Genomic DNA, 21867 nt, shown 5'->3' on the forward strand with positions numbered 1-21867 from the left:
TCGGGGCACCGCATGTCATCGAGGAGAGACTTCATGCTGGCAAAACGGGGCATGGGCGAGCAGATGGAACTCGGCTTCGCGGCCGCGCTCGTGCTGCTCGCGCTTTACGTGCCGTTCGCTCATTTCGTGATTCCGGCGGCAAGCGCGCTGCATCTGTCGATCTTCGGCATCAATCTGATCGGCCAGATCATGTGCTTCGCGCTGCTCGCGCTCGCGCTCGACCTCGTGTGGGGCTACGCGGGCATCCTGAGCCTCGGGCACGGCATTTTCTTCGGCATCGGCGCTTACCTGATGGGCATCTACCTGCTCGACGCCGCCTGGCGCGACACGCACGTGCTGCCCGACTTCATGCAGTACATGGGCTGGTCTGCGTTCCCGACGGTCTGGGGACTCTTCTCGGGACTCGGCGCGACGATCGTGCTGACCGTCCTGGTCGCGGCGGCCGTCGCCGGCGTGTTCGGCTTCGTCACGTTTCGCTCGCGGATCAACGGCGTCTATCTGTCGATCATCACGCAGGCGCTCACCTACGCGCTGATGCTGCTACTCTTCATCAACGACGTCGGGCTCGGCGGCAACAACGGCCTGACCGGCTTCACAAGCATCGCCGGCCACCGGCTCGCCGACGTCCCGACCCAGGTCGCGCTCGCCGTCGCGTCGTGCCTGCTGCTCGTCGGCGCGTACCTCGCCCTGCGCGCGCTCACGCGCTCCAGTCTCGGCCGCGCGCTGATCGCGGTGCGCGACGACGAGCCGCGAATGCGCTTTCTCGGCTACCGCACGCACGTGCTGAAGCTGCTCGCGTGGTGCCTGTCCGCCGTGCTCGCCGCGCTGGCCGGCATGCTGTACGTGCCGCAGGTCGGCATCGTCAACCCGACGATCGTGTCGCCGGAGCTGTCGGTCGAAATTGCGGTCTGGGTCGCGATCGGCGGCCGCGGCACGCTCATCGGCGCGATCGTCGGCGCCATTCTGGTCAACGGCCTGAAGTTCTGGCTCTCCGCGCGCCTGCCGAGCGTGTGGCCGTTCATCCTCGCGGCCGTCACGCTCGCGATCACGGTCTATCTCGGCGGCGGCCTGTGGGGCGCCGTGCGACCCGGCCTGCAACGAGGCAAGTAACCATGCGCGCCCCCGCGCCCGCCGCCCGATGAAAACCGATACCGCGATCTACATCAGCGGCCTGTCCGTCACCTTCGCCGGATTCGCCGCGATCACGAACCTGTCGATGGAGCTGCGCTACGGCGAGATCCGCGCCATCATCGGCCCGAACGGCGCCGGCAAGACGACGCTGATGGACGTGATCACCGGCAAGACGCGGCCGGCGGCCGGCGAGGTGTTCCTCGACAAACGGGTCGACCTCTCGAAGCTCGACGAGACGGCGATCGCGCGGCTCGGCATCGGCCGCAAGTTCCAGAAGCCGAGCGTGTTCGAGGCGCTGCTCGTGCGCGAGAACCTCGAGCTGGCGATCCGCAACGGACGCGGCTACGCAGGCATGCTGCGCTCGACGCTCAGCGCACAACAGCGCGCGCGCATCGACGAGGTGCTCGAGACGATCGGGCTCGCGGACGGCGGCGCGCGCCTCGCCGGCACGCTCTCGCACGGCCAGAAGCAGTGGCTCGAAATCGGCATGCTGCTCGTCAGCGACCCGCACGTCATCCTGCTCGACGAGCCCGTCGCCGGCATGACCGATCACGAGACGCAGCGCACGGTCGAGCTGATCGCGCGGCTCAAATCGCCGGAGCGCGCGGTGGTCGTGATCGAGCACGACATGGACTTCGTCGGCGAGATCGCCGACCTCGTCAGCGTGCTGCACGAAGGCCGGCTGCTCGGCGAAGGTCCGATGGCGCAGGTCCGCAACGATCCGCGCGTCATTCAAGTCTACCTGGGACGCTAACGATGCTCACCATCAGCGATCTGAACCAGTATTACGGCAGCAGCCACACGCTGCGCGGCGTGTCGCTTTCGGTGGCCGAGGGCACCTGCACCGTGCTGCTCGGGCGCAACGGCGTCGGCAAGACCACGCTGCTCAAATGCCTCGTCGGGCTGCTGCCGGTGAAGAGCGGCGCGATCGCGCTGCGCGGCCACGACCTGCTGCGCCTGCCCGCGCATCGCCGCGCGCTGGCCGGGCTCGGCTACGTGCCGCAGGGACGCGAAATCTTTCCGCTCCTCACCGTCGAGGAAAACCTGCTGATCGGCGCCTATACCGGCGAGCGCGCGAGCGAGAAGCAATTCTCGTTCGAGGACGTGTTCAACCTCTTTCCGGTGCTCAGGCAGATGCGCTCGCGCATCGCCGGCAACCTGTCCGGCGGCCAGCAGCAGCAGCTCGCGATCGGGCGGGCACTGCTGACGAACCCGTCGCTATTGATCCTCGACGAACCGACCGAGGGCATCCAGCCGTCGATCGTCAAGGAGATCGAGGCCGTCATCCTGTCGCTGAAGGGCTCGCTGTCGATCCTGCTCGTCGAGCAGTTCTTCGACTTCGCGCAGTCGGTCGCCGACCACTACGTCGTGCTCGTGCGCGGCCAGGTGGCGAGCGCGGGCCGCGGCGACGAGATGGACGCCAACGACGTGCGCTCGCTGATCGCCGTCTAGCGTCCGCAGGCCGACATCGCGCGCCGCACCGTACCCGTGAGGCGCCACGTATCCACTCACCACCATCGGGAACCGCAATGAACTGGCTCGACCAATCGATCATGTACACCCGCGGCGTCGCGCGCGGCAAGGTGGGCGCGACCCACTCGCTGACGGAGGAACGGCAGGGCACGTTCCACTATACGATCGGACCGTACTCGACTCCGGTCATGGAGGTGCAGCCCGGCGACCGGATCGTCGTCGAAACGCGCGACGCGTTCGACAAAAAAATCCAGACCGAGCAGGACAAGCCGACCGAGAAGCTGCGCATGCCGTGGCTTAATCCGCAGAACGGGCCGATCATGATCGACGGCGCGGAGAAAGGCGACGTCGTCGCGGTCCACATCGAGTCGATGCTGCCGCGCGGCGAGAACCCGCGCGGCACCTGCTGCCTGATTCCGCGCTTCGGCGCGCTGACCGGCACCGACTACACGGCGACGCTGAACGACCCGCTGCCCGAGATCACGCGCAAGATCGACCTCGACGAGGAAGGCGTCTACTGGAGCAAGCGCGTGCAACTGCCGTACAGGCCGCACATCGGCACGCTAAGCCTCTCGCCGGAGATCGACTCGATCAACTCGCTCACGCCCGACAATCACGGCGGCAACATGGACGTGCCCGACATGGGGCCCGGCAGCATCACCTACCTGCCGGTCCGCTCGCCCGGCGCGCGGCTCTTCATCGGCGACGCGCACGCGTGCCAGGGCGACGGCGAAGTGTGCGGCACGGCGGTCGAATACGCGAGCGTCACGACGATCCAGGTGGAGCTGATCAAGGGCTGGGACATCGTGTGGCCGCGGCTCGAAACGTCGGAGCTGCTGATGACGATCGGCAGCGCCCGCCCGCTCGAGGACGCGACGCGCATCGCCTACCACGAGCTCGTGCTCTGGATGGAGAAGGAATACGGCTTCGACCGCTGGGACGCGTACATGATGCTGAGCCAGTGCGGCAAGGTCCGGCTCGGCAACTTCGTCGACCCGAAGTACTCGGTCGGCGCCGCGATCAGCAAACACTACCTGGCAAGCGCCGCCTGAAGGAGACCACGATGGATCTGCAACTCGCAGGATTGAAGGCGCTCGTCACGGGCGGCACCCGCGGCATTGGCCGCGCGATCGTCGAGCGGCTCGCGGCCGAAGGCGCCGATCTCGCGCTATGCGCGCGCGATGCGGCCGCCGTCGACGCGACCGTCCGGCAGCTCCGCGCGAGCGGCAAGCGCGCGACAGGCGCGGCGGTCGACGTCTCGGACGGCGACGCGCTGCGCCGCTTCGTCGACGCGTCGGCCGCGGAACTGGGCGGACTCGACATCGTCGTCGCGAACGTCAGCGCGCTCGCGATCGGCCAGGACGAGGCGTCGTGGCGGCAGGAGTTCGAAACCGACCTGATGGGCACGGTGCGCCTCGTCGATGCCGCCATGCCGATGCTGCGCCGCAGCCGCGCCGCGTCGATCGTCGCGATTTCGAGCGTGTCGGGCCGCGAGATCGACTTCGCGGCCGGCCCGTACGGCACGTTCAAGGCCGCGCTGATCCACTACGTGCAGGGACTCGCGTACCAGCTCGCGGGCGCGGGCATTCGCGCGAACGTCGTCTCGCCGGGCAACGTTTACTTCGAAGGCGGCGTCTGGCCTCACATCGAAAAGACGAACCCGACGCTGTTCGCCGAGGCGCTGGCCCTGAACCCGACGGGGCGCATGGGTCGGCCCGAGGAAATCGCGAACGTCGTCGCATTCGTCGCGAGTCCACTCGCGAGTTTCGTCAGCGGCGCGAACGTGCTCGTCGACGGCGCGCTCACGCGCGGCGTGCAATTCTGATTGCATCGGCGCGAACGTATCTTCGAAAATAATCGTCCGCGTTCCGGACAGGGGAACCGGGGGCAACGGGCAACGCGACCCGTCGCCCCCTTTTTCGTTTACCGAATGTCCCCCGAATGTCCCGTCCATCAGGCGCCGGGGGCGACCTGCGTCAGGGCTGCCCGAACGCCTCGGCAAACTCGTCCGAATAAATCTCGGCCAGTGCCACGCGCAGTGCCGCCGCGCGGTCCGCGCCGTACACCGTTTCGAAGCGCCCCTGCGCCCGGCGCCAGAGCCGGTTGGCCTCGGCAAGCTTCGCGCGGCCGGCCGGCGTCAACCCCACGCGACGGCTGCGGCCGTCTTCCTCGTCGGGCCGCTGCACGAGATAGCCGTCGCGCTCCAGCGGCTTGATGTTGCGCGCGAGCGCCGAGCGGTCGAGCACCATCGCATAGGCGAGCTCGGTCATGGTCGGGCTGCCCGCCCGGTCGATGTGAACGAGGACCGAGCGCTGCGCCGAGCTGAGCCCGCACGGCGCGAGCGCCGTGTCGTAGAGCTGCGAGAGCCTGCGCGAAGCCTTGCGCAGCGCGGCTCCGTTACAGACGAGCGGATCTTTCGGAATCGACGGCGACACGGCGCACCCCTCCTTCAGGGCTTGAGTTCGGAACTCGAGACTCGACGGGCCGACGCCCGGCCCGACACTGGTACACAGTGTAAATCATCTTGACCAATACGGGCATATGCAAGTACATTCCCACTCAATCTATTTGCATATACCCGTATTTAACTTCCCTCGCCGCCCCTGACGCACGACGATGAACACCTCCCCTCCTCCCGCCGCCGCGCGACCGCTCTCCGCGGCCCATCCCCGCCTGCGCTCAATGCTCGAGGCGCCGATCGCGCCGATGCTCGCGCGCATGGGCTGGTCGAACATGCTGATGATGCTGGCCCAGTCGTCGACGGGCCTCGTCGAGACGTGGTTTCTCGCGAAGCTCGGCACCCAGGTGCTCGCGGGCGTCGCCGTGGTCGTGCCGGTGTTGATGCTGATGCAGAACATGTCGCAAGGCGCGATGGGCGGCGGGATCTCGTCGTCGGTCGCGCGCACGCTCGGCTCCGGCAACGCCGCGCTCGTCGACCCGCTCGCGCGGCACGCGGTCGTGCTCAACACGCTGATCGGCATCGTGTTCTCCGCGGTCCTGCTCGCGATCACGCGGCCGCTCATGCAGATGCTCGGCGCGCACGGCGCCGCGCTCGACGCCGCGACGACGTACGGACACGTCGTGTTCGCCGGCCTGCCGCTCATGTGGGCGATGAACGCGCTCGCCAGCGTCATCCGCGGCACCGGCAACATGGCCGTGCCGGGCGCGGTGATCTGCGGCGGCGCGGTACTGCTGATTCCGCTCTCGCCCTGCCTGATCTTCGGCATCGGGCCGCTACCGCATCTCGGCGTCGCCGGCGGCGCCTGGGCGCTGATCGCCTACTATGCAGCCGGCACCGCGATACTGGGCTGGTATTGCGCGAGCGGACGCAATCCGGCCCGCCTCGCGCGCGGCCCGCTGCACTGGGCGCCGATGCGCAGCATCCTCACGGTCGGCGGCCTCGCGTGCCTGAACCCGCTCCTGACGAACGCGCTGATCGCCCTGACCGGCGCCGCCGTCGGCGCGCACGCGGGCACCGCGGCGCTCGCCGGCTACGGCACGGCCGCCCGCCTCGAATATCTGCTGATGCCGATCGCGTTCGGCCTGGGCGCACCGATGGTCGCGCTCGTCGGCGCGAACATCGGCGCCGGGCAACCCGAGCGCGCACGCCGCATCGCGCTGACGGGCGGCGCGATGGCGTTCGCGCTCGCCGAACTGGTCGGCGTCGCGGCCGCGCTATGGCCGCACGCGTGGTTGCGCCTGTTCGGCGCGAACGAACAGTTACTGCAGACCGGCTCGACCTGCCTGCGCATCATCGGCCCGTTTTACGGTTTCTTCGGGCTCGGCTTCTCGCTGTATTTCGCCGCCCAGGGCGCGGGACGGCTCGAATGGCCGCTCGGCGCGGGCGCGCTGCGGCTCGCGCTCTACGCAGGCGTCGGCTCGCTGGCGCTGAGGCTCACCGGATCGCTGCCGCTCTTCTTCGCGACCGGTTCGGCCGCGATGGCGGCATACGGTTCGATCATTCTGTGGTCGGTCGCCTCGGGACGCTGGTTCGCAGCCGGCCGACGCGGCGACCGCAAGACCGTGAGAAGGACAGGACAATGAAGATTCTCGTAGTGGGCGCCGGGGCCATCGGCGGATATTACGGCGCGAGGCTCGTCGACGCCGGCGCGGACGTCGCGTTTCTCGTCAGGCCGAGACGCGCGGCCGTGCTGGCCGCGCTCGGACTGCAGGTGCGCAGCGTGCTCGGCAACTTCGACGCGCCGGTGCGCACGGTGCAGCGCGACGCGCTCAAGCCCGGGTACGACCTGATCCTGCTGAGCTGCAAGGCCTTCGATCTCGACGCCGCCCTCGCCGACTTCACGCCGGCAGTCGGCCCTCAGACGGTCGTGCTGCCGTTCCTGAACGGCCTCGGCGTGTATGACCGGCTAGACGCCCGCTTCGGACGCGAGCGCGTCGCGGGCGGCGTGTCATACATCGCGACGACGCTTGGGCCCGACAGCGCGATCCGCCACGACGGTCCGACCGACACCGTGCAGATCGGCGCACGCGCGCCGGCCGCGCAGGACGCCGCGCAGCGCTTTCACGACCTGCTCGCCCGTTCGCCCGGCGTGCGCGCGCTCGTGCCCGACATCGGGCAGGCGCTCTGGAACAAGTGGGTGATGCTCGCGGCCGGCGCGTCGATGACGTGCCTGATGCGCGGCACCGTCGGCGACATCCTCGCGAGCCGGGACGGCAAGCGGCTGATGAACCAGGCGATCGAAGAGTGCCTCGCCGTCGCCGCCGCCGAAGGCTATCGGCCCGGCGCCGAGGACGTCGACCGGATCGACGCGCGACTACTCGATCCGGACTCGACGTGGGCCGCTTCGATGATGCGCGACATCGCGAGCGGCGCGGCGCGCGTGGAAGCCGACGCGATCGTCGGCGACCTGCTTGCGCGGGCCGGGCGGCATTCGATCGATCTGCCGCTCGTGCGCATCGCCTATTGCCACCTGCAGGTCTATCAGCGGCAGCATCGCGCGGACGGCACCGCTACGCCATGATGCAACGACGGGCCCCCGACTCACAGCGCCGCGACGAGACACGTCCGCGTATTCGCCAGTATCTCGTCGGCCAGCGCCGCGTCGTCCACCGTGCGCGCGAGCGTCATGGCGCCGGTCAGCGCCCCGGCGACGAACTGCGCGCGCGCGCGTTTCTCCGCTGCGTCGCCCTGCGTCTGAAGGTTCACGAGCGCCTCGACGAAATGGCGGAAGCCGCCGGTCGCCTTGCTGCGCAAGGCCGGCGCCTGCCGCGCGAGCTCGCTTCCGACCGCCGCGAAACCGCAGCCGCAAGCCCGATCCTCGAGATGTCCAGGCGACAGATACAACTCGATGAAGGCACGCAACCGCTGCTCCGCCGGGATCTCCGCCAGCCGTTGGACCAGCGCATCGACCACGGCGGTGAGCATGTCCGCGTAAGCCTCGCCGATCAATTGCTCGCGCGACTCGAAATGCCGGTAAAACCCGCCGTGCGTGAGCCCCGCGTCGCGCATGACGTCGGCCAGCGACGTCGCCTCCAGCCCGCACCGCCGTAGCCGCTCCGACGCGGCGCCGACGATCCGCACCCGCGTTTTCGAGGCTTCTTCTCTCGATTTCCTCATTCCCCCTCGCCCCCAAGGACTTCAACATTCAGATGATACTTGACATCTAATAAGATGTCGATCAACATCTTATTTACGTTGTGCCCGGACCGATCGCATGGTCGCGAAATCGGACGCCCCCGGACGACCGCCGCGCGACGAGGCCGTCACGCAACGATTCAGGTATCCACACGGAGTGAAATCATGGAAGTCAAAGGACAAACTGCCCTCGTCACGGGCGCGAACCGCGGCCTCGGACGCGCCATCGCCGAGGCGCTGGTGGCGGCCGGCGCGAAGAAGGTCTACGCCACCGCTCGCGATCCGTCGAAGATCGACATTCCGGGCGTCGTGCCGATCAAGCTCGACGTCACGAACCTGGCCGATGCCCAGGCCGCGGCATCGCGGTGCGGCGACGTCGGTATCGTGATCAACAACGCCGGCATCATGTCGGCAGGTCCCGCGCTCGCGGAAGCGGCCGACGGGCTCATTCGCAGCCATATGGAAACGAACCTGTTCAGCATCCTCTACGTTTCCGATGCGTTCGCCCCGATCCTCGCAAAGAACGGCGGCGGCGCGCTCGTCAACATTCTTTCCGTGCTGAGCTGGCTCACGATCGACGGCACGAGCGCCTACAGCGCCTCCAAGGCCGCGGCCTGGGCCTACACCAACGGCATCAGGAAGGAACTGGCCGCGCAGAAAACGCTCGTCACGGGCGTTCATCTCGCCTACATGGACACGGACATGACCGCCGGGCTGAACGTCCCCAAGATCACCCCCGCCGACGTCGCGTCGCAAATCCTCGCGGGAATCGGGCAAGGCAAAACGGAAATTCTCGCCGACGACACGACGCGCGCGGTCAAAAAGTCCTTCGGCGCCGAAACGTCCGCATACCTCTGACCGGCCGCGCGTCCGGACGCGAATGCGCCACGGGTAACCGTCAACGATTGTCAGGGTAATTTGCACACCACCCTGTCGCCTTCTACTATCGAGGCGAGTCTCCTCGGTAGTTGTGGCTTGGGCCGCCCATTCGTGGGCGGCTTTTTTTCCGGCCGGAAAAAATAAACACAGGGCGGCCGGCGAGTACGCCAGCCAAAGCGCCGCGACAAATGGCTAGAATGCGCAGAACGCAACGTAATCAGACAAACCGACGGGGAAAAGCATGAAAACAGAAGACGTAATCGCGATCTTCGAGCACTTGAATAAAGACGGCAACATCGACATCGACCTCGCCGACACCTGCACGGGCTTTGCCGAGTGGCTGGCCAAGGTGTGGAACCATCTCGGCTCGGACGATATTTCGCTACTGACGGGCGTAGGCGCGGTGCTGTGGCGCGAAGGCTTCGCCCGCCAACGCTGACCGGACAGCGCCCGACCGGGTGCGGACGGGTCGTCCGACTGCGGCTCCGACCCGGGCACGGGTGTAGTGGCCGATCCGCCGGCGCCCTCTCCTGCCGATCGCGTCCCGGCCCTGCCGCCGCCCGGTCGGGCCACCCGGCGCAATACGACAACCGCAATACGAAAGCCGAGAAAACCACCGGCTTCGCGCTCCAGCGCATGCCCCGCGCTTCGTCTCTGCTCCCCCTGCGCCGGATCGGCGACGCCGATCGTTAAGGCCTGCCAACCCGTTCTTCGTCGCGGAAAAGCGGCGGTCAAACGCCCTTGACGGTTAACGGCAGCCGGGGCCGGCCACCTGAATCGCGGCCGACATTGCCAACCGTGCCAGGGACTCCGACCTTACTAGTCGTCATGGAATCGTCACCGCTTTGCCATCCAAACGTAACCGCCCATTACTAAATTGGCGAAAAAGTTTCATTACCTTTCGACCTGGGACGCACCATGCGAGAAATGTCGACGCCTACCCCGCCCCTCGCTTCGATTTCGTTCGAATCCCATCGGCATCTGCCGCGTGCCCGGGAAACGGTCACGCCGCAGCATCGTCTGCAGGTAGCGTGGGCGCGCAGCGAAGAAGAACTGCGCGAGGCCCAGCATCTGCGCTACCGGATCTTCGCCGACGAAATGGGTGCCCGCCTCGCCGGGCCGGCCGGGCTCGACGTCGACGAATTCGACCCCTGGTGCGATCACCTCATCGTGCGCGACCTCGACACGCTACGCGTCGTCGGCACCTACCGGGCGCTGCCGCCGCACCAGGCGGCGCGCATCGGCCGGCTCTACGCGGAAGGCGAATTCGACCTCTCGCGCCTCGCGCACCTGCGCCCCAAAATGGTGGAGGTAGGCCGCTCGTGCGTGCACCCTGACTACCGCAGCGGTTCCGTCATCATGTCGCTGTGGGCCGGGCTCGCTGCCTATATGTTGCATAACGGCTACGAAACGATGCTCGGCTGCGCCAGCGTCGCGATGGCCGACGGCGGGCACTACGCCGCGAACCTGTACTGCTCGCTCGACGAGCAGACGCTGAGCGCGCCGGAGTATCGCGCGTTTCCGCACACGCCGCTGCCGGTCGAGGAACTGCGCACGGGCGTGCCGGCCGTCCCGCCGCCGCTCGTGAAGGGCTATCTGCGCCTCGGCGCGCGGATTTGCGGCGCCCCGGCCTGGGACCCGGACTTCAACACGGCCGACTTCCTGACGCTCTTCCGGTTCTCCGAGATCAACGCGCGTTATGCGCGGCACTTCCTCGGCGACTCGCCTTCGCGCTGATGCCGCCGTAACGGCAAAACAGAACGCCCGACAGCGCAAACGTTGTCGGGCGTTCTGTTTTCGATGACGACATCGCCGGAAAGCGGGCCGCTTTCCAAACGCCGCGTCACGACTCGCCGGTATAAACCACGCGATACGGAATGCCGATCTTCTCCCATTCGGCCGCTTCCTGGACGAGGCTGTAATCGGTGAGCGGATTGTTCGCGACCCACGCGCCCGGCAGACGCACCTCGTAGCCGCTGGGTCCGTTCGCGACGGCGATGTCGGGCAAACCGACGTCGGCGCGCCGGCGACACAGAAGCGCGGCAAGTCGCAGACAGAACAGCAGCGGCCACTCGACGTCGCGCGCCTGCGAGAGCTTGCCGAGCTTGCCCGCGTGGCCGAGCACGAGCGCGGCGAGGCGCGCCTGGTCGGTTCGCGAAAAGCCCGGCATGTCGGCGTTGCTCGCGATGTAGGCGGAATGCTTGTGATAGGCGCTGTGCGAAATGGACAGACCGATCTCGTGCAGCGACGCGGCCCAGTTGAGAAACATCCGGCACTCCGCGCGCCGCTCGGCGTCGGGCTCGCGAAGCTGCTCGTAAAAGCGCACGGCAAGCTCGCCGATGCGCGCGGCCTGGGCGCGATCCACGCCGTAGCGGCGCATGAACCCTTCGACGGTCACCGCGCGCATGTCCTCGTGCTGCGAGCGGCCGAGCAGGTCATAGAGCACGCCGAGCCGCAGCGCGCCGTCGGTCGTATCGACGTAGTCGACGCCGAGCTCGTCGAACACCGCGATCATGATCGCGAGCCCGCCCGCCAGCACCGGCACGCGGTCGGCCTTGAGCGCGGCCAGCTTGAGGCGGTTGACGTTCTCGGCCTTGACGAGCGCCCGCTTGAGCCGCTCGAGGCCGCCGCGCGAAATGCCGTGCGTCACGCCGACGTCGTTGAAGCCGTTGGCTTCGACGAGTTCGGCGAGCGCGCGCGCCGTGCCCGACGAGCCGATGGCCTGGTCCCAGCCCGTCTGCCGGTAGTCGGCCGAAATGATCTGGATTTCGCGGGTCGCCGCCAGTTCGGCCTGGCGCATCGTGTACTCGTCGACGTTGCCCGTCGGGAAAAACGTGCGGCTGTGGCTCACGCAGCCGATGTAAAGGCTTTCCATGCGGATCGGCGTGTAGTGCGAGCCGATGATGAACTCGGTCGAGCCGCCGCCGATGTCGACCACGAGCCGCTTGCCGGGACTCGCCGGCACCGAGTGTGCCGCGCCGGCGTAGATGAGCCGCGCTTCCTCGCGCCCGGCGATCACTTCGATCGGAAACCCGAGCGCCTTCTCGGCCTCGCCCAGAAATTCGCGGGCGTTCTTCGCGATGCGCAGCGTGTTGGTCGCGACGGCGCGCACGTGGTCCGGATGAAAATCGCGCAGCCGCTCGCCGAAGCGCTTGAGCGCCTCCCAGCCGCGCACCTGCGAGGCGCGGTCGAGCATCTTGTCCTTCGAGAGCCCGGCCGCGAGCCGCACCGGCTCGCGCAGCGCATCGACCGGGTAGATCTGGCTGCCCGCGTCGGTCTCTTCGACCCGACCGACGATGAGGCGAAAACTGTTCGAACCAAGATCCACTGCGGCAAGCAACTGCGGAATATTTACCATCGGTCGGGCGGGCTCCATGTACGCGACCGCCATCGTTGCGGCGGTCGTGCTGTTCAAAGACGCCATTCTAAGCGTACCGGGGGTCTTCGTCCTTCCGCGGACACAGTTTCAGCCAGTATGCACGGTTACACTTTCCGTTGACGGGGCCGCGAAATTGCAGAGTAGAATTTGTGACAGCCCAAATATCATAAGACTGTCATCTTACTGTGAGAATTTCCGAACGTCCTTTCGAGTCCCTGTCCGACATTCCATTCTCACTGCCGATGTCCCTCCGCTACCCCCTGCTCAATCGCGAACTGGGCATTCTGGGCTTCAACGAGCGCGTCCTCGCTCAGGCAGCAGATCCGGCCGTTCCGCTCCTGGAACGTTTGCGCTTCATCTGCATCACCAGCAGCAACCTCGACGAATTCTTCGAAGTCCGCATGGCCGGCCTGCAGGAGCAGATGCGCGACAATCCGGGCACGCTCTCGCCCGACGGCATGTCGCTGCAGCACGTGTACGACCTCGTGGTGGAACGCGCGCAGCGGCTCGTGCACCGGCAATACACGATGCTGCACGACACGGTGATGCCGGCGCTCGAGCAGGAAGGCATCTACTTTCACGGCACCGACACCTGGAACGAGGCGCAGACCGCCTGGGCCCGCCAGTATTTCTTCGACGAACTGCTCCCGGTCCTCACGCCGATCGGTCTCGATCCCGCGCATCCGTTCCCGCGCGTGCTCAACAAGAGCCTGAACTTCGTCGTCGAACTCGAAGGCAAGGACGCGTTCGGCCGCCAGGCGGTCATGGGCATCGTGCAGGCGCCGCGCGCGCTGCCCCGGCTCGTGCGCATGCCCCAGGAGCTGTCGGGCTATCCGCATGGCTTCGCGCTGCTCGGCGGACTGCTGCAGCGTTTCGTCGGCGAGCTGTTCCCGAACCTCGTCGTGCGCAGTTGCAACCAGTTTCGCATCACGCGCAACAGCGAGCTGTTCGTCGACGAAGACGAAATCACCAACCTGCGCGTCGCGCTGCAGGGCGAGTTGCCCGCGCGGCACCTCGGCAATGCGGTGCGCCTCGAAGTGTCGGCCGCCACGCCGTCCCATCTGGCGCGGCGCCTGCTCGACGAAAGCGGTCTCAGCGAGAAGGACTGCTACTACGTCAACGGGCCCGTGAATCTCGTTCGGCTCATGCAGTTGCCCGAGATGGTCGACCGGCCCGACCTGAAGTTCGTCCCGCACGTTCCGGCCATTCCGAAACGCATCGCGGCGGGCGGCAACCTGTTCGACGTCATCGACCAGGGCGACGTGCTGCTGCACCACCCCTACGAAAGCTTCCAGCCGGTGCTCGAACTGCTGCTGCAGGCCGCGCACGACCCCAGCGTCGTCGCGATCAAGCAGACCATCTACCGCACCGGCACCGACTCGCCGCTGATGGATGCGCTGATGCAAGCCGCGCGCAACGGCAAGGAAGTAACCGTCGTCGTGGAGTTGCTCGCGCGCTTCGACGAGGAAACCAACATCAACTGGGCGTCGCAGCTCGAAGCAGTGGGCGCGCACGTCGTATACGGCGTGGTCGGCCACAAGTGCCATGCGAAAATGATGCTGATCGTGCGGCGCATGCCCGTCAACGGCCGCATGGTGATGCGCCGCTACGTGCACCTCGGCACCGGCAACTACCATCCGCGCACCGCCCGCCTCTACACCGACTTCGGGCTCATGACGGCCGAGCAGAAGATCTGCGAGGACGTCCATCACGTTTTCCAGCAGTTGACCGGCATCGGTGGCGAGCTCGAGCTGCACGAACTCTGGCAGTCGCCGTTCACGCTGCATCCGAGACTCGTCGAGGCCATCCGCGCCGAGGCCGAGGCCGCGCGCGCCGGGCGCCGGGCGCGCATCGTCGCGAAGATGAACGCGTTGCTCGAACCGACCGTCATCGACGAGCTTTACGAAGCCTCGCAGGCCGGCGTGAAGATCGACCTGATCGTGCGCGGCGTCTGCTCGCTGCAGCCCGGCGTGCCGGGGCTTTCCGAGAACATCACGGTGCGCTCGATCGTCGGCCGCTTTCTCGAGCATCACCGCATCTATTACTTCTATGCGGACGGCGAAGAGCGCGTCTATCTGTCGAGCGCGGACTGGATGGACCGCAACCTGTTCCGGCGCGTCGAAGTCGCGTTCCCGATCCGCGACCGCCGGCTCAAGCGCCGCGTGATCGCCGAAGGGCTGTCGACATTCCTCGGCGACAACCAGTCGGCCTGGATCATGCAGAGCGACGGCCATTACCGCCGGCGCCGCCCCGGCAAGTCGACGCGCAGCGCGCAGATCAACCTGCTCACGAAGTTCTGTTCCTGAATCGGTTGGCCGAGGCGAGGCGACTCGCGCCGCGCGAAAGCCGCGCCGGCGTCGTTGCCGTCATTGCCCGTTGGGCGGAAACGCCGGCTCAGGCCGGCGCCGGCTGCCGGCGCGCCGTCCGCGCCGCCGGGAAACGCACGGTGAACGTGCTGCCGCGCCCCTCCTCGCTCTTCACGTCGAGCTGCGCCTCGTGTCGCTGCAGCACGTGCTTGACGATCGCGAGGCCGAGACCCGTGCCGCCCGTGTCGCGCGAACGGCTGCGGTCCACGCGATAGAAGCGCTCGGTCAGCCGGGGGATGTCGGCGGCCGGAATGCCGAACCCGCTGTCGGCCACCGAGAACACCGCGTGGCCGTTCTCCTCGACCCAGGCGACGTGAACGCTGCCCGCGCCCGGCGTATAGCGGATCGCATTCGTCACGAGGTTGCCGAGCGCGCTCAGAATCTCGGTCTCCGATCCCGTCACGCTGAGGCCGTCGTCGATCTCGAACGAAATCCGGTGCTGGCCACCGGACAAACCGTCGGCGTCCTCGCGCAGATGGCCGAGCACGGCGCGCATGTCGACCATCTGATCGTCGGGCGGCGCACCCTCGCCTTCGAGCTTCGCGAGCACGAGCAGATCGGTCACGATGTGGCGCATCCGCGCGGCCTGCTGCTCCATCAGCTCGAGGTAACGCTGCCGCTCGCCGTCCGACAGCGGCAGCTCGCGCATCGTCTCGAGAAAACCCGAGAGGACCGTCAGCGGCGTCTTGAGCTCGTGGGACACGTTCGCGACGAAATCGCGGCGCATCGCGTCGGTGCGTTCCAGCTCGGTGATGTCCTCCGAGAGCACGAGCTTGCGGTTCTCGCCGTACGGAAACACCTGCACGGACAGCACGTTCTGACGCTTCGCGCCCATGCCGCGCATGATCAGCATCTCGTCGTACCGGTGCGCGTTCAGGTAACGGACGAACTCGGGCTGGCGCACGAGATGCGTGATGTGCTGGCGCAGGTCGCGCCTCGCGTCGAGCCCGAAATGCACCTCGGAAATGGCGTTGCACCACTCGATCTGGTCGTGGTCGTCGAGCATCGCCACGCCGTTCGGCGAGGCCTGGATCGCCTGGATGAAACGCGAGTGCTGCTGCTCCACCTGGCGCACCTGGGCGTGCCAGCGCTTGGCGAGCTTGTGCAGCCGGTAATAGATTTCGCCCCAGATGCCGGGTGCGCTCGGCACCTCGCCGTACACGGGCGCGTCGAGCAGGCGCCAGAGCCGCTGCTTGTGGAACGTGCTGACGAAGCCCTGCACGAGCAGCGCGGCGACCGCAACGGCCAGCGCGACCCGCACGCCGAAGAACGCGCCCACCGCGCTGCAGACGAGCGCGAGCAGCAGAACCGAGACGAGGGAGCGTGCCCAGATGATGTTCATGTTCCAGCAACCGAGAAGATCGTCCGTGCCGGACCGGGATGCCGTATCGGAGCCACGTGAGCGGCGCGGGCGGATGCGCGGCACGTCGCCGGGACGACGGCGCGAAGCCAGGCGCCGTGTCCGGCGCCGAACGCCCCGTCAGGCCGTTTTCGCCAGCCGGTAGCCGCTGCCGCGCACGGTTTCAATCATAGCATCGCACCCGGCCGGCTTGAGCGCGGCGCGCAGGCGCTTGATGTGCACGTCCACCGTGCGCTCCTCGACGAACACGTGGTCGCCCCACACCTGGTCGAGCAGTTGCGTGCGGCTGTGGACGCGCTCGGGGTGAGTCATGAAGAAATGCAGCAGGCGGAATTCGGTCGGGCCCAGATCGAGCTTGATCTCGCTGCCGTCCGCATGGGCCGCGACGCGGTGCGTGGCCGGATCGAGCTTCAGCCCGTTGATCGCGACGACGTCCTCGGTCAGTTGCGGCGCGCGGCGGCGCAGCACCGCCTTGATCCGCGCCATCAGCTCCTTCGGCGAAAACGGCTTGGTTACGTAGTCGTCCGCGCCGATCTCGAGGCCGAGCACCTTGTCCTGCTCGTCGCCGCGCGCGGTCAGCATGATGATCGGGATATGCCGGGTCCGCTCGTTGTTGCGCAGGTCGCGCGCGAACGCGACGCCCGACTTGCCCGGCAACATCCAGTCCAGCAGGATGAGATCGGGCAACACGTCACTGATCAGGTTTTGAGCCTGCTCCGCGTTGTAGGCACGAATCGGGCAATGGCCCGCGTGCTGCAGGTTCACGGAGATCAGCTCGGAAATGGCGGGCTCATCTTCGATGACGAGAATGCTGCTGGGCATCGACACCTCTTGACCGTGTCTGTACGGATGGATGGGGTTAGCTGAGCGCTTCGCGTTCGAGCGCGTCGCGCGACTTGTGCCGCACGTCCGTCCCCTTCACGATGTAGATGATGAACTCGGCGATGTTCTTCGCGTGGTCGCCGATCCGCTCGATCGCCTTCGCGATGAACAGGTAGTCGAGACCGACCGAGATCATCCGCGGGTCTTCCATCATGTAGGTGACGAGCTTGCGCACGAAGGCGCGGAATTCCTCGTCGATCGCCTTGTCGTCGCGCACGATCTGCGCGGCTGCGACGGTGTCCAGCCGCGCGAACGCGTCGAGCGCGCGGCGCAGGATCGAGACGGCCATCTCGCCCGAGACGCGAATCTCGGCGATGTTGACCGAGCGCGACGCGCCGTCTTCCATCAGGCGCTTCACGCGCTTGGCGATCTTCTCGGCCTCGTCGCCGGCGCGTTCGAGATTCGTGATCGTCTTCGAGATCGCGAGCAGGAGGCGCAAATCGCGCGCGGTCGGCTGGCGGCGCGCGATGATGTTGCTGCACTCCTCGTCGATCTCCACCTCCATCGCGTTCACGCGGTCCTCGACCGTGACCACCGTGTCGGCGATCTCGCCGTCGAAGCCGTTGAGCGCTTCCATGGCCTTGACGATCTGCGACTCGACGAGGCCGCCCATCTCGAGCACCTTCGACGAAACGAGATTCAGGTCGGCGTCGTACTGGCTGGAAAGGTGTTTGTCTGACATATCAGTCTCCCATGGACCCGCGCTCAACCGAAGCGGCCGGTGATGTAGTCTTCGGTTTCCTTGCGGACCGGCTTGATGAAGATTTTCTCGGTGTCGCCGAACTCGATCAGCTCTCCGAGGTACATGTACGCAGTGTAATCCGAGCAGCGCGCGGCCTGTTGCATGTTGTGCGTGACGATCACCACCGTGTAGTCGCTCTTCAGCTCGGCGATCAGCTCCTCGATGCGGCCCGTCGAAATCGGGTCGAGCGCCGAGCACGGCTCGTCGAGCAGCAGCACTTCGGGGCGGATCGCGATGCCGCGCGCGATGCACAGGCGCTGCTGCTGGCCGCCCGACAGGCCGTAGCCGCTCTGCCCGAGCTTGTCCTTCACCTCGTTCCAGAGCGCCGCCTTGGTGAGCGCCCATTCGACGCGATCGTCCATTTCCGGGCGCGAGAGCGTCTCGAACATCTTCACGCCGAACGCGATGTTGTCGTAGATCGACATCGGAAACGGCGTCGGCTTCTGGAACACCATGCCGATGCGCGCGCGCAGGAGCGAGATGTCGCGCCGCGAGGCGAGCAGATTCTCGCCGTCCATCAGGATCTCACCCTCGGCGCGCTGTTCGGGGTAGAGCGCGTACATCTTGTTGAACGTGCGCAGCAGCGTGGACTTGCCGCAACCCGACGGGCCGATGAACGCCGTCACCTTGCCTTCCGGAATCTGCAGGTTGATGTTTTTCAGCGCGTGATACTTGCCGTAGAAGAAGTTCAGGTCGCGCACTTCGATCTTCGACTTGCCGGTCGCCGTCTGGGCGCCCTGTCCCGCGGTGTTGAGGTGACTCTCTGCCATGTTCATCGGGTTACTCCGCCCTTACTTTCTGGAAAAAAACGTGCGCGCGATGATGTTCAGGCTCAGCACGCCGAGCGTGGTGAGGAACACGCCGGCCCAGGCCAGCGACTGCCACTGCGCGAACGGGCTCATGGCAAAATTGAAGATCGTGACCGGCAGGTTCGCGATCGGCTGGTTCATGTCCCACGTGAAGAACTGGTTCGACAGCGACGTGAAGATGAGCGGTGCCGTCTCGCCCGCGATGCGCGCAACGGCCAGCAGCACGCCCGTCACGATGCCGGCGGCCGAGGCCTTCAGCGTGATCGACATGACCATCTTCCACTTCGGCGTGCCGAGCGCGAACGCGGCCTCGCGCAGCGCGTTGGGCACGAGGTTCAGCATGTTCTCCGTCGTGCGGATCACGATCGGAATTTCGAGCAGCGCGAGCGACAGCGCGCCGGCCCAGCCGCTGAAGTGACCGAGATTCGCCACCACGAGCGCATAGACGAACAGGCCGATCACGATCGACGGGGCCGACAGCAGGATGTCGTTGATGAAGCGCGTAATGCCGGCGAGCCACGACCTCTGCCCGTATTCGGCGAGATAGACGCCGGCGAGAATGCCGATCGGCGTGCCGATGACCGTCGCCACCCCCACCAGCATCAGGCTGCCGACGATGGCGTTCGCGAGCCCGCCGCCGTCGGTGTTGGGTGCCGGCGTGGACTGCGTGAACAGCTCGACCGACAGGCCGCCCACGCCGAGGCTCAGCGTCGTGTAGAGAATCCACACGAGCCAGACGAGGCCGAAGGCCATCGCCAGCAGCGAGGCCGTCAGGGCGATCACGTTCTTCACGCGGCGGCGGCGCTGCAGGCGGGCGCGCATCGTGTCGAGTTCGGGCCCGTAAATCGCGCCCGGAATTTTCAGCATCGGCTCGCTCATCGCGCGCCCTCCCCTTTCTGGAGACGCAGCAGCAACAGCTTCGAGATCGAGAGCACGATGAACGTGATCACGAACAGGATGAGGCCCAGTTCCATCAGCGCGGAGACGTGCAGGCCCGGGGCCGCCTCGGCGAACTCGTTGGCGAGCGCCGAGGTGATGCTGTTGCCCGGCGAAAACAGCGACACGTTGCTGAGCAGGTTGGTGTTGCCGATCACGAACGTGACCGCCATCGTCTCGCCGATCGCGCGGCCGAGGCCGAGCATGACGCCGCCGATCACGCCGGTCTTGGTGAACGGCAGCACGATCCGCCACATCACTTCCCAGGTCGTGCAGCCGATCCCGTAGGCCGACTCCTTGAGCAGCACGGGCGTGACCTCGAAGACGTCGCGCATCACCGAGGCGATGTACGGGATGATCATGATCGCGAGGATCACGCCCGCGCACAGAATGCCGATGCCGATCGGCGCGCCCTGGAACAGCGCGCCGACGAGCGGAATGCTGCCGAGCACCGCGCCGAGCGGCTGCTCGAACCAGGTCGCGAAAATCGGCGAGAACACGAGCAGCCCCCACATGCCGTAGACGATCGACGGAATCGCCGCCAGCAGCTCGATGGCGACGCCGAGCGGACGGCGCAGCCAGGACGGCGCGAGCTCGGTCAGGAACAGCGCGATGCCGAAGCTGACGGGCACCGCGATCACGAGCGCGATGACCGACGTGACGAGCGTGCCGTAGATCGGCACGAGTGCGCCGTACTGGCCGCTCGGCGGATCCCATTGGGCAGTCCAGAGGAAGCTGAAGCCGAACTTATGGATGGTCGGCATCGACTCGATGATGAGCGAGACGATGATGCCGCCCAGCATCAGCAGCGTAAGGATGGCGGCGAGACGTGCCAGACCGCCGAAGATGAGGTCGCCGGCCTGGCCTGGCGCCTTCTGCTGCGCGAGACGGCCGGACGAATTCGACACAAGCGGGACGTCGGACATGATGACCTGTTTCCGGTTGCCGCCGGCACGATGCCGGGCGGCACATACTGCAAGCCGCCCGGGCCCGGCGAGAACCGGGACGCCAGGCGGCAGCGGTGCGAGAAGTCGACTGCCGCCGCGGCTCGCGCCGCGGCGGGGTCATGCGCGTATCACTCGGCGATCGGCTGGCCGTTCGCGCCCTTGATCTTCGTCTTCCACTGCGCGCGGATCGTATTGACGACCGACGGCGGCAGCGAGATGTAGTTCAGATCGTCCGCGGCCTGACCGCCGTTGCGGAACGACCAGTCGAAGAACTTCAGCGTTTCCGCGCCCTGCGCCGGCTTTTCCTGCGTGGTCTGGAGCAGCACGAACGTCGCGCCGATCACGGGCCACGAGTTCTTGCCCGGCTCGTTCGTCAGGATCTGGTAGAACGAACGCTGCCAGTCGGCACCGGCCGCCGCGGCCTTGAACGTGTCCGTCGAGGGCTCGACCACCGAACCCGACGCGTTCTTCATCGCAGTGTAGATCATGTGGTTTTGCTTGGCGTACGCCCACTCGACGTAGCCGATCGCGCCCGGCAGGCGCTGCACGAACGCGGCGACGCCGTCGTTGCCCTTGCCGCCCGTGCCGACCGGCCAGCTAACCGTCGCGCCTTCACCGATCTTCGACTTCCATTCCGGATTCACCTTCGACAGGTAGTTCGTCCAGATGAACGTCGTACCCGAGCCGTCCGCGCGACGCACCACGGCGATGGCCGTGTTCGGCAGCTTGAGGTTCGGGTTCAGCGCGGCGATTTCCGGATCGTTCCAGTGCGTGACCTTGCCGAGGTAGATGTCGCCGAGCACCGGGCCCGACAGCGTCAGTTGACCTGCCTTGATGCCCGGCAGATTGATCGCCGGCACCACGCCGCCGACTACCGTCGGGAACTGGAACAGGCCGTCCTTGGCCAGTTGGTCGTCCTTGAGCGGCGCGTCCGAACCGGCGAAATCGACCGTCTTCGCGATGATCTGCTGGATGCCACCCGACGAGCCGATGCCTTGATAGTTGACCTGGCCGCCGCCGGACTTGTGATAAGCGTCCGCCCACTTCATGTAGATGGGTGCGGCAAAGGTGCTACCCGCGCCGGTAATGTCGGCGGCTTGCGCAGCGATCGCGAAAAGCGCGCCGGCAACGCCAGCAAACGCGGTGTGCATCAATTTCATCGAGACCTCCAGTGTGTGAGCGGGGAAACAACACCGCGAAGCTTAGGGTCTCTTTATGACAGTAACGTGACTTTTCGTGAAATTGGCGTGACAACTGCATTACCGATTGAAAGGAAGCGGGAAGGTCGGGAAAGCCGATCGGCGGCGAATCCGCCTCGCTTCGCCGCCAGGGGAAATGGCCGCGAAACCTTGTGCCCGCGCCCGTCG

At 66.7% G+C, this 21867-nt stretch carries 21 protein-coding genes; 11 read left to right on the forward strand and 10 right to left on the reverse strand.

Going from position 1 to position 21867, the window contains the following annotated elements; genetic code table 11:
- The first annotated feature begins 33 nt into the window (after nt 1-33).
- From urtC to CY652_RS06990, 5 genes are all read left to right on the forward strand, one after another.
- On the forward strand, nt 34-1110 hold the full coding sequence (urtC, locus tag CY652_RS06970) for an urea ABC transporter permease subunit UrtC (protein WP_102129976.1): 1077 nt from the start codon (nt 34-36) through the stop codon (nt 1108-1110).
- Between the two features lie 28 nt (nt 1111-1138).
- Nucleotides 1139-1885: an urea ABC transporter ATP-binding protein UrtD gene (gene urtD / locus CY652_RS06975; RefSeq protein WP_102129977.1), complete on the forward strand. Its 747-nt coding sequence runs from the start codon at nt 1139-1141 to the stop codon at nt 1883-1885.
- A 2-nt stretch (nt 1886-1887) separates the two neighbouring features.
- On the forward strand, nt 1888-2583 hold the full coding sequence (urtE, locus tag CY652_RS06980; protein ID WP_102129978.1) for an urea ABC transporter ATP-binding subunit UrtE: 696 nt from the start codon (nt 1888-1890) through the stop codon (nt 2581-2583).
- Between the two features lie 77 nt (nt 2584-2660).
- Entirely contained in the window at nt 2661-3656 is a 996-nt protein-coding gene (locus tag CY652_RS06985) for an acetamidase/formamidase family protein (RefSeq protein WP_102129979.1), read from the forward strand.
- An 11-nt stretch (nt 3657-3667) separates the two neighbouring features.
- Entirely contained in the window at nt 3668-4429 is a 762-nt protein-coding gene (locus CY652_RS06990; protein ID WP_102129980.1) for an SDR family NAD(P)-dependent oxidoreductase, read from the forward strand.
- 151 nt (nt 4430-4580) lie between these two features.
- On the opposite strand, the gene CY652_RS06995 is transcribed toward CY652_RS06990, so the two are convergent.
- The gene (locus tag CY652_RS06995) at nt 4581-5039 is read right to left on the reverse strand and encodes a MarR family winged helix-turn-helix transcriptional regulator (protein WP_102129981.1); all 459 of its coding nucleotides are present in this window, start codon (nt 5037-5039) and stop codon (nt 4581-4583) included.
- Between the two features lie 181 nt (nt 5040-5220).
- On the opposite strand from CY652_RS06995, the gene CY652_RS07000 reads away from it, so the two are divergent.
- Nucleotides 5221-6648, forward strand: coding sequence for an MATE family efflux transporter (locus CY652_RS07000; protein ID WP_258002217.1), 1428 nt, complete (start codon nt 5221-5223; stop codon nt 6646-6648).
- The gene (locus CY652_RS07005) at nt 6645-7586 is read left to right on the forward strand and encodes a 2-dehydropantoate 2-reductase (RefSeq protein ID WP_102129983.1); all 942 of its coding nucleotides are present in this window, start codon (nt 6645-6647) and stop codon (nt 7584-7586) included. The genes CY652_RS07000 and CY652_RS07005 overlap by 4 nt, the downstream gene beginning before the upstream one ends.
- Nucleotides 7587-7606: 20 nt before the next feature.
- Here CY652_RS07005 and CY652_RS07010 read toward each other — a convergent pair whose 3' ends face one another.
- Nucleotides 7607-8182 carry a TetR/AcrR family transcriptional regulator gene (locus CY652_RS07010; RefSeq protein WP_102129984.1) on the reverse strand — a complete coding sequence of 192 codons (576 nt, stop codon included), beginning with the start codon at nt 8180-8182 and terminating at the stop codon, nt 7607-7609.
- A 183-nt stretch (nt 8183-8365) separates the two neighbouring features.
- Here CY652_RS07010 and CY652_RS07015 point away from each other — a divergent pair, with 183 nt between their 5' ends.
- From CY652_RS07015 to CY652_RS07025, 3 genes are all read left to right on the forward strand, one after another.
- Nucleotides 8366-9058 (forward strand): SDR family oxidoreductase, encoded by a 693-nt coding sequence (locus CY652_RS07015; protein WP_102129985.1) that lies wholly within the window; start codon nt 8366-8368, stop codon nt 9056-9058.
- A 262-nt stretch (nt 9059-9320) separates the two neighbouring features.
- On the forward strand, nt 9321-9518 hold the full coding sequence (locus CY652_RS07020) for a hypothetical protein (protein WP_102129986.1): 198 nt from the start codon (nt 9321-9323) through the stop codon (nt 9516-9518).
- Nucleotides 9519-9997: 479 nt separating this feature from the next.
- Nucleotides 9998-10816, forward strand: a complete 819-nt coding sequence (locus CY652_RS07025) for a GNAT family N-acetyltransferase (protein WP_102129987.1) — start codon at nt 9998-10000, stop codon at nt 10814-10816.
- 106 nt (nt 10817-10922) lie between these two features.
- Here CY652_RS07025 and ppx read toward each other — a convergent pair whose 3' ends face one another.
- On the reverse strand, nt 10923-12503 hold the full coding sequence (gene ppx / locus CY652_RS07030) for an exopolyphosphatase (RefSeq protein WP_102129988.1): 1581 nt from the start codon (nt 12501-12503) through the stop codon (nt 10923-10925).
- Nucleotides 12504-12700: 197 nt separating this feature from the next.
- On the opposite strand from ppx, the gene ppk1 reads away from it, so the two are divergent.
- Nucleotides 12701-14764 carry a polyphosphate kinase 1 gene (gene ppk1, locus CY652_RS07035; RefSeq protein ID WP_102129989.1) on the forward strand — a complete coding sequence of 688 codons (2064 nt, stop codon included), beginning with the start codon at nt 12701-12703 and terminating at the stop codon, nt 14762-14764.
- Between the two features lie 88 nt (nt 14765-14852).
- On the opposite strand, the gene phoR is transcribed toward ppk1, so the two are convergent.
- From phoR to pstS, 7 genes are all read right to left on the reverse strand, one after another.
- A complete protein-coding gene (gene phoR, locus CY652_RS07040; RefSeq protein ID WP_102129990.1) occupies nt 14853-16166 on the reverse strand; it encodes a phosphate regulon sensor histidine kinase PhoR in 1314 nt (437 codons plus the stop codon).
- 138 nt (nt 16167-16304) lie between these two features.
- Nucleotides 16305-17006, reverse strand: a complete 702-nt coding sequence (gene phoB, locus CY652_RS07045) for a phosphate regulon transcriptional regulator PhoB (RefSeq protein WP_102129991.1) — start codon at nt 17004-17006, stop codon at nt 16305-16307.
- A 37-nt stretch (nt 17007-17043) separates the two neighbouring features.
- Nucleotides 17044-17748 carry a phosphate signaling complex protein PhoU gene (phoU, locus tag CY652_RS07050; protein WP_102129992.1) on the reverse strand — a complete coding sequence of 235 codons (705 nt, stop codon included), beginning with the start codon at nt 17746-17748 and terminating at the stop codon, nt 17044-17046.
- A 23-nt stretch (nt 17749-17771) separates the two neighbouring features.
- Complete coding sequence (gene pstB, locus CY652_RS07055; RefSeq protein ID WP_180970448.1) at nt 17772-18578, reverse strand: phosphate ABC transporter ATP-binding protein PstB; 807 nt, start codon at nt 18576-18578, stop codon at nt 17772-17774.
- Between the two features lie 21 nt (nt 18579-18599).
- On the reverse strand, nt 18600-19496 hold the full coding sequence (gene pstA / locus CY652_RS07060) for a phosphate ABC transporter permease PstA (protein ID WP_102129994.1): 897 nt from the start codon (nt 19494-19496) through the stop codon (nt 18600-18602).
- Nucleotides 19493-20479 (reverse strand): phosphate ABC transporter permease PstC, encoded by a 987-nt coding sequence (gene pstC, locus CY652_RS07065; protein WP_102129995.1) that lies wholly within the window; start codon nt 20477-20479, stop codon nt 19493-19495. Before pstC ends, pstA begins: the two co-directional genes overlap by 4 nt.
- Nucleotides 20480-20628: 149 nt before the next feature.
- A complete protein-coding gene (gene pstS, locus CY652_RS07070) occupies nt 20629-21660 on the reverse strand; it encodes a phosphate ABC transporter substrate-binding protein PstS (RefSeq protein ID WP_102129996.1) in 1032 nt (343 codons plus the stop codon).
- Nucleotides 21661-21867: the final 207 nt, after the last annotated feature.

The sequence above is a fragment of the Burkholderia sp. WAC0059 genome (genome assembly GCF_002870125.1).
Lineage (GTDB): Bacteria > Pseudomonadota > Gammaproteobacteria > Burkholderiales > Burkholderiaceae > Paraburkholderia.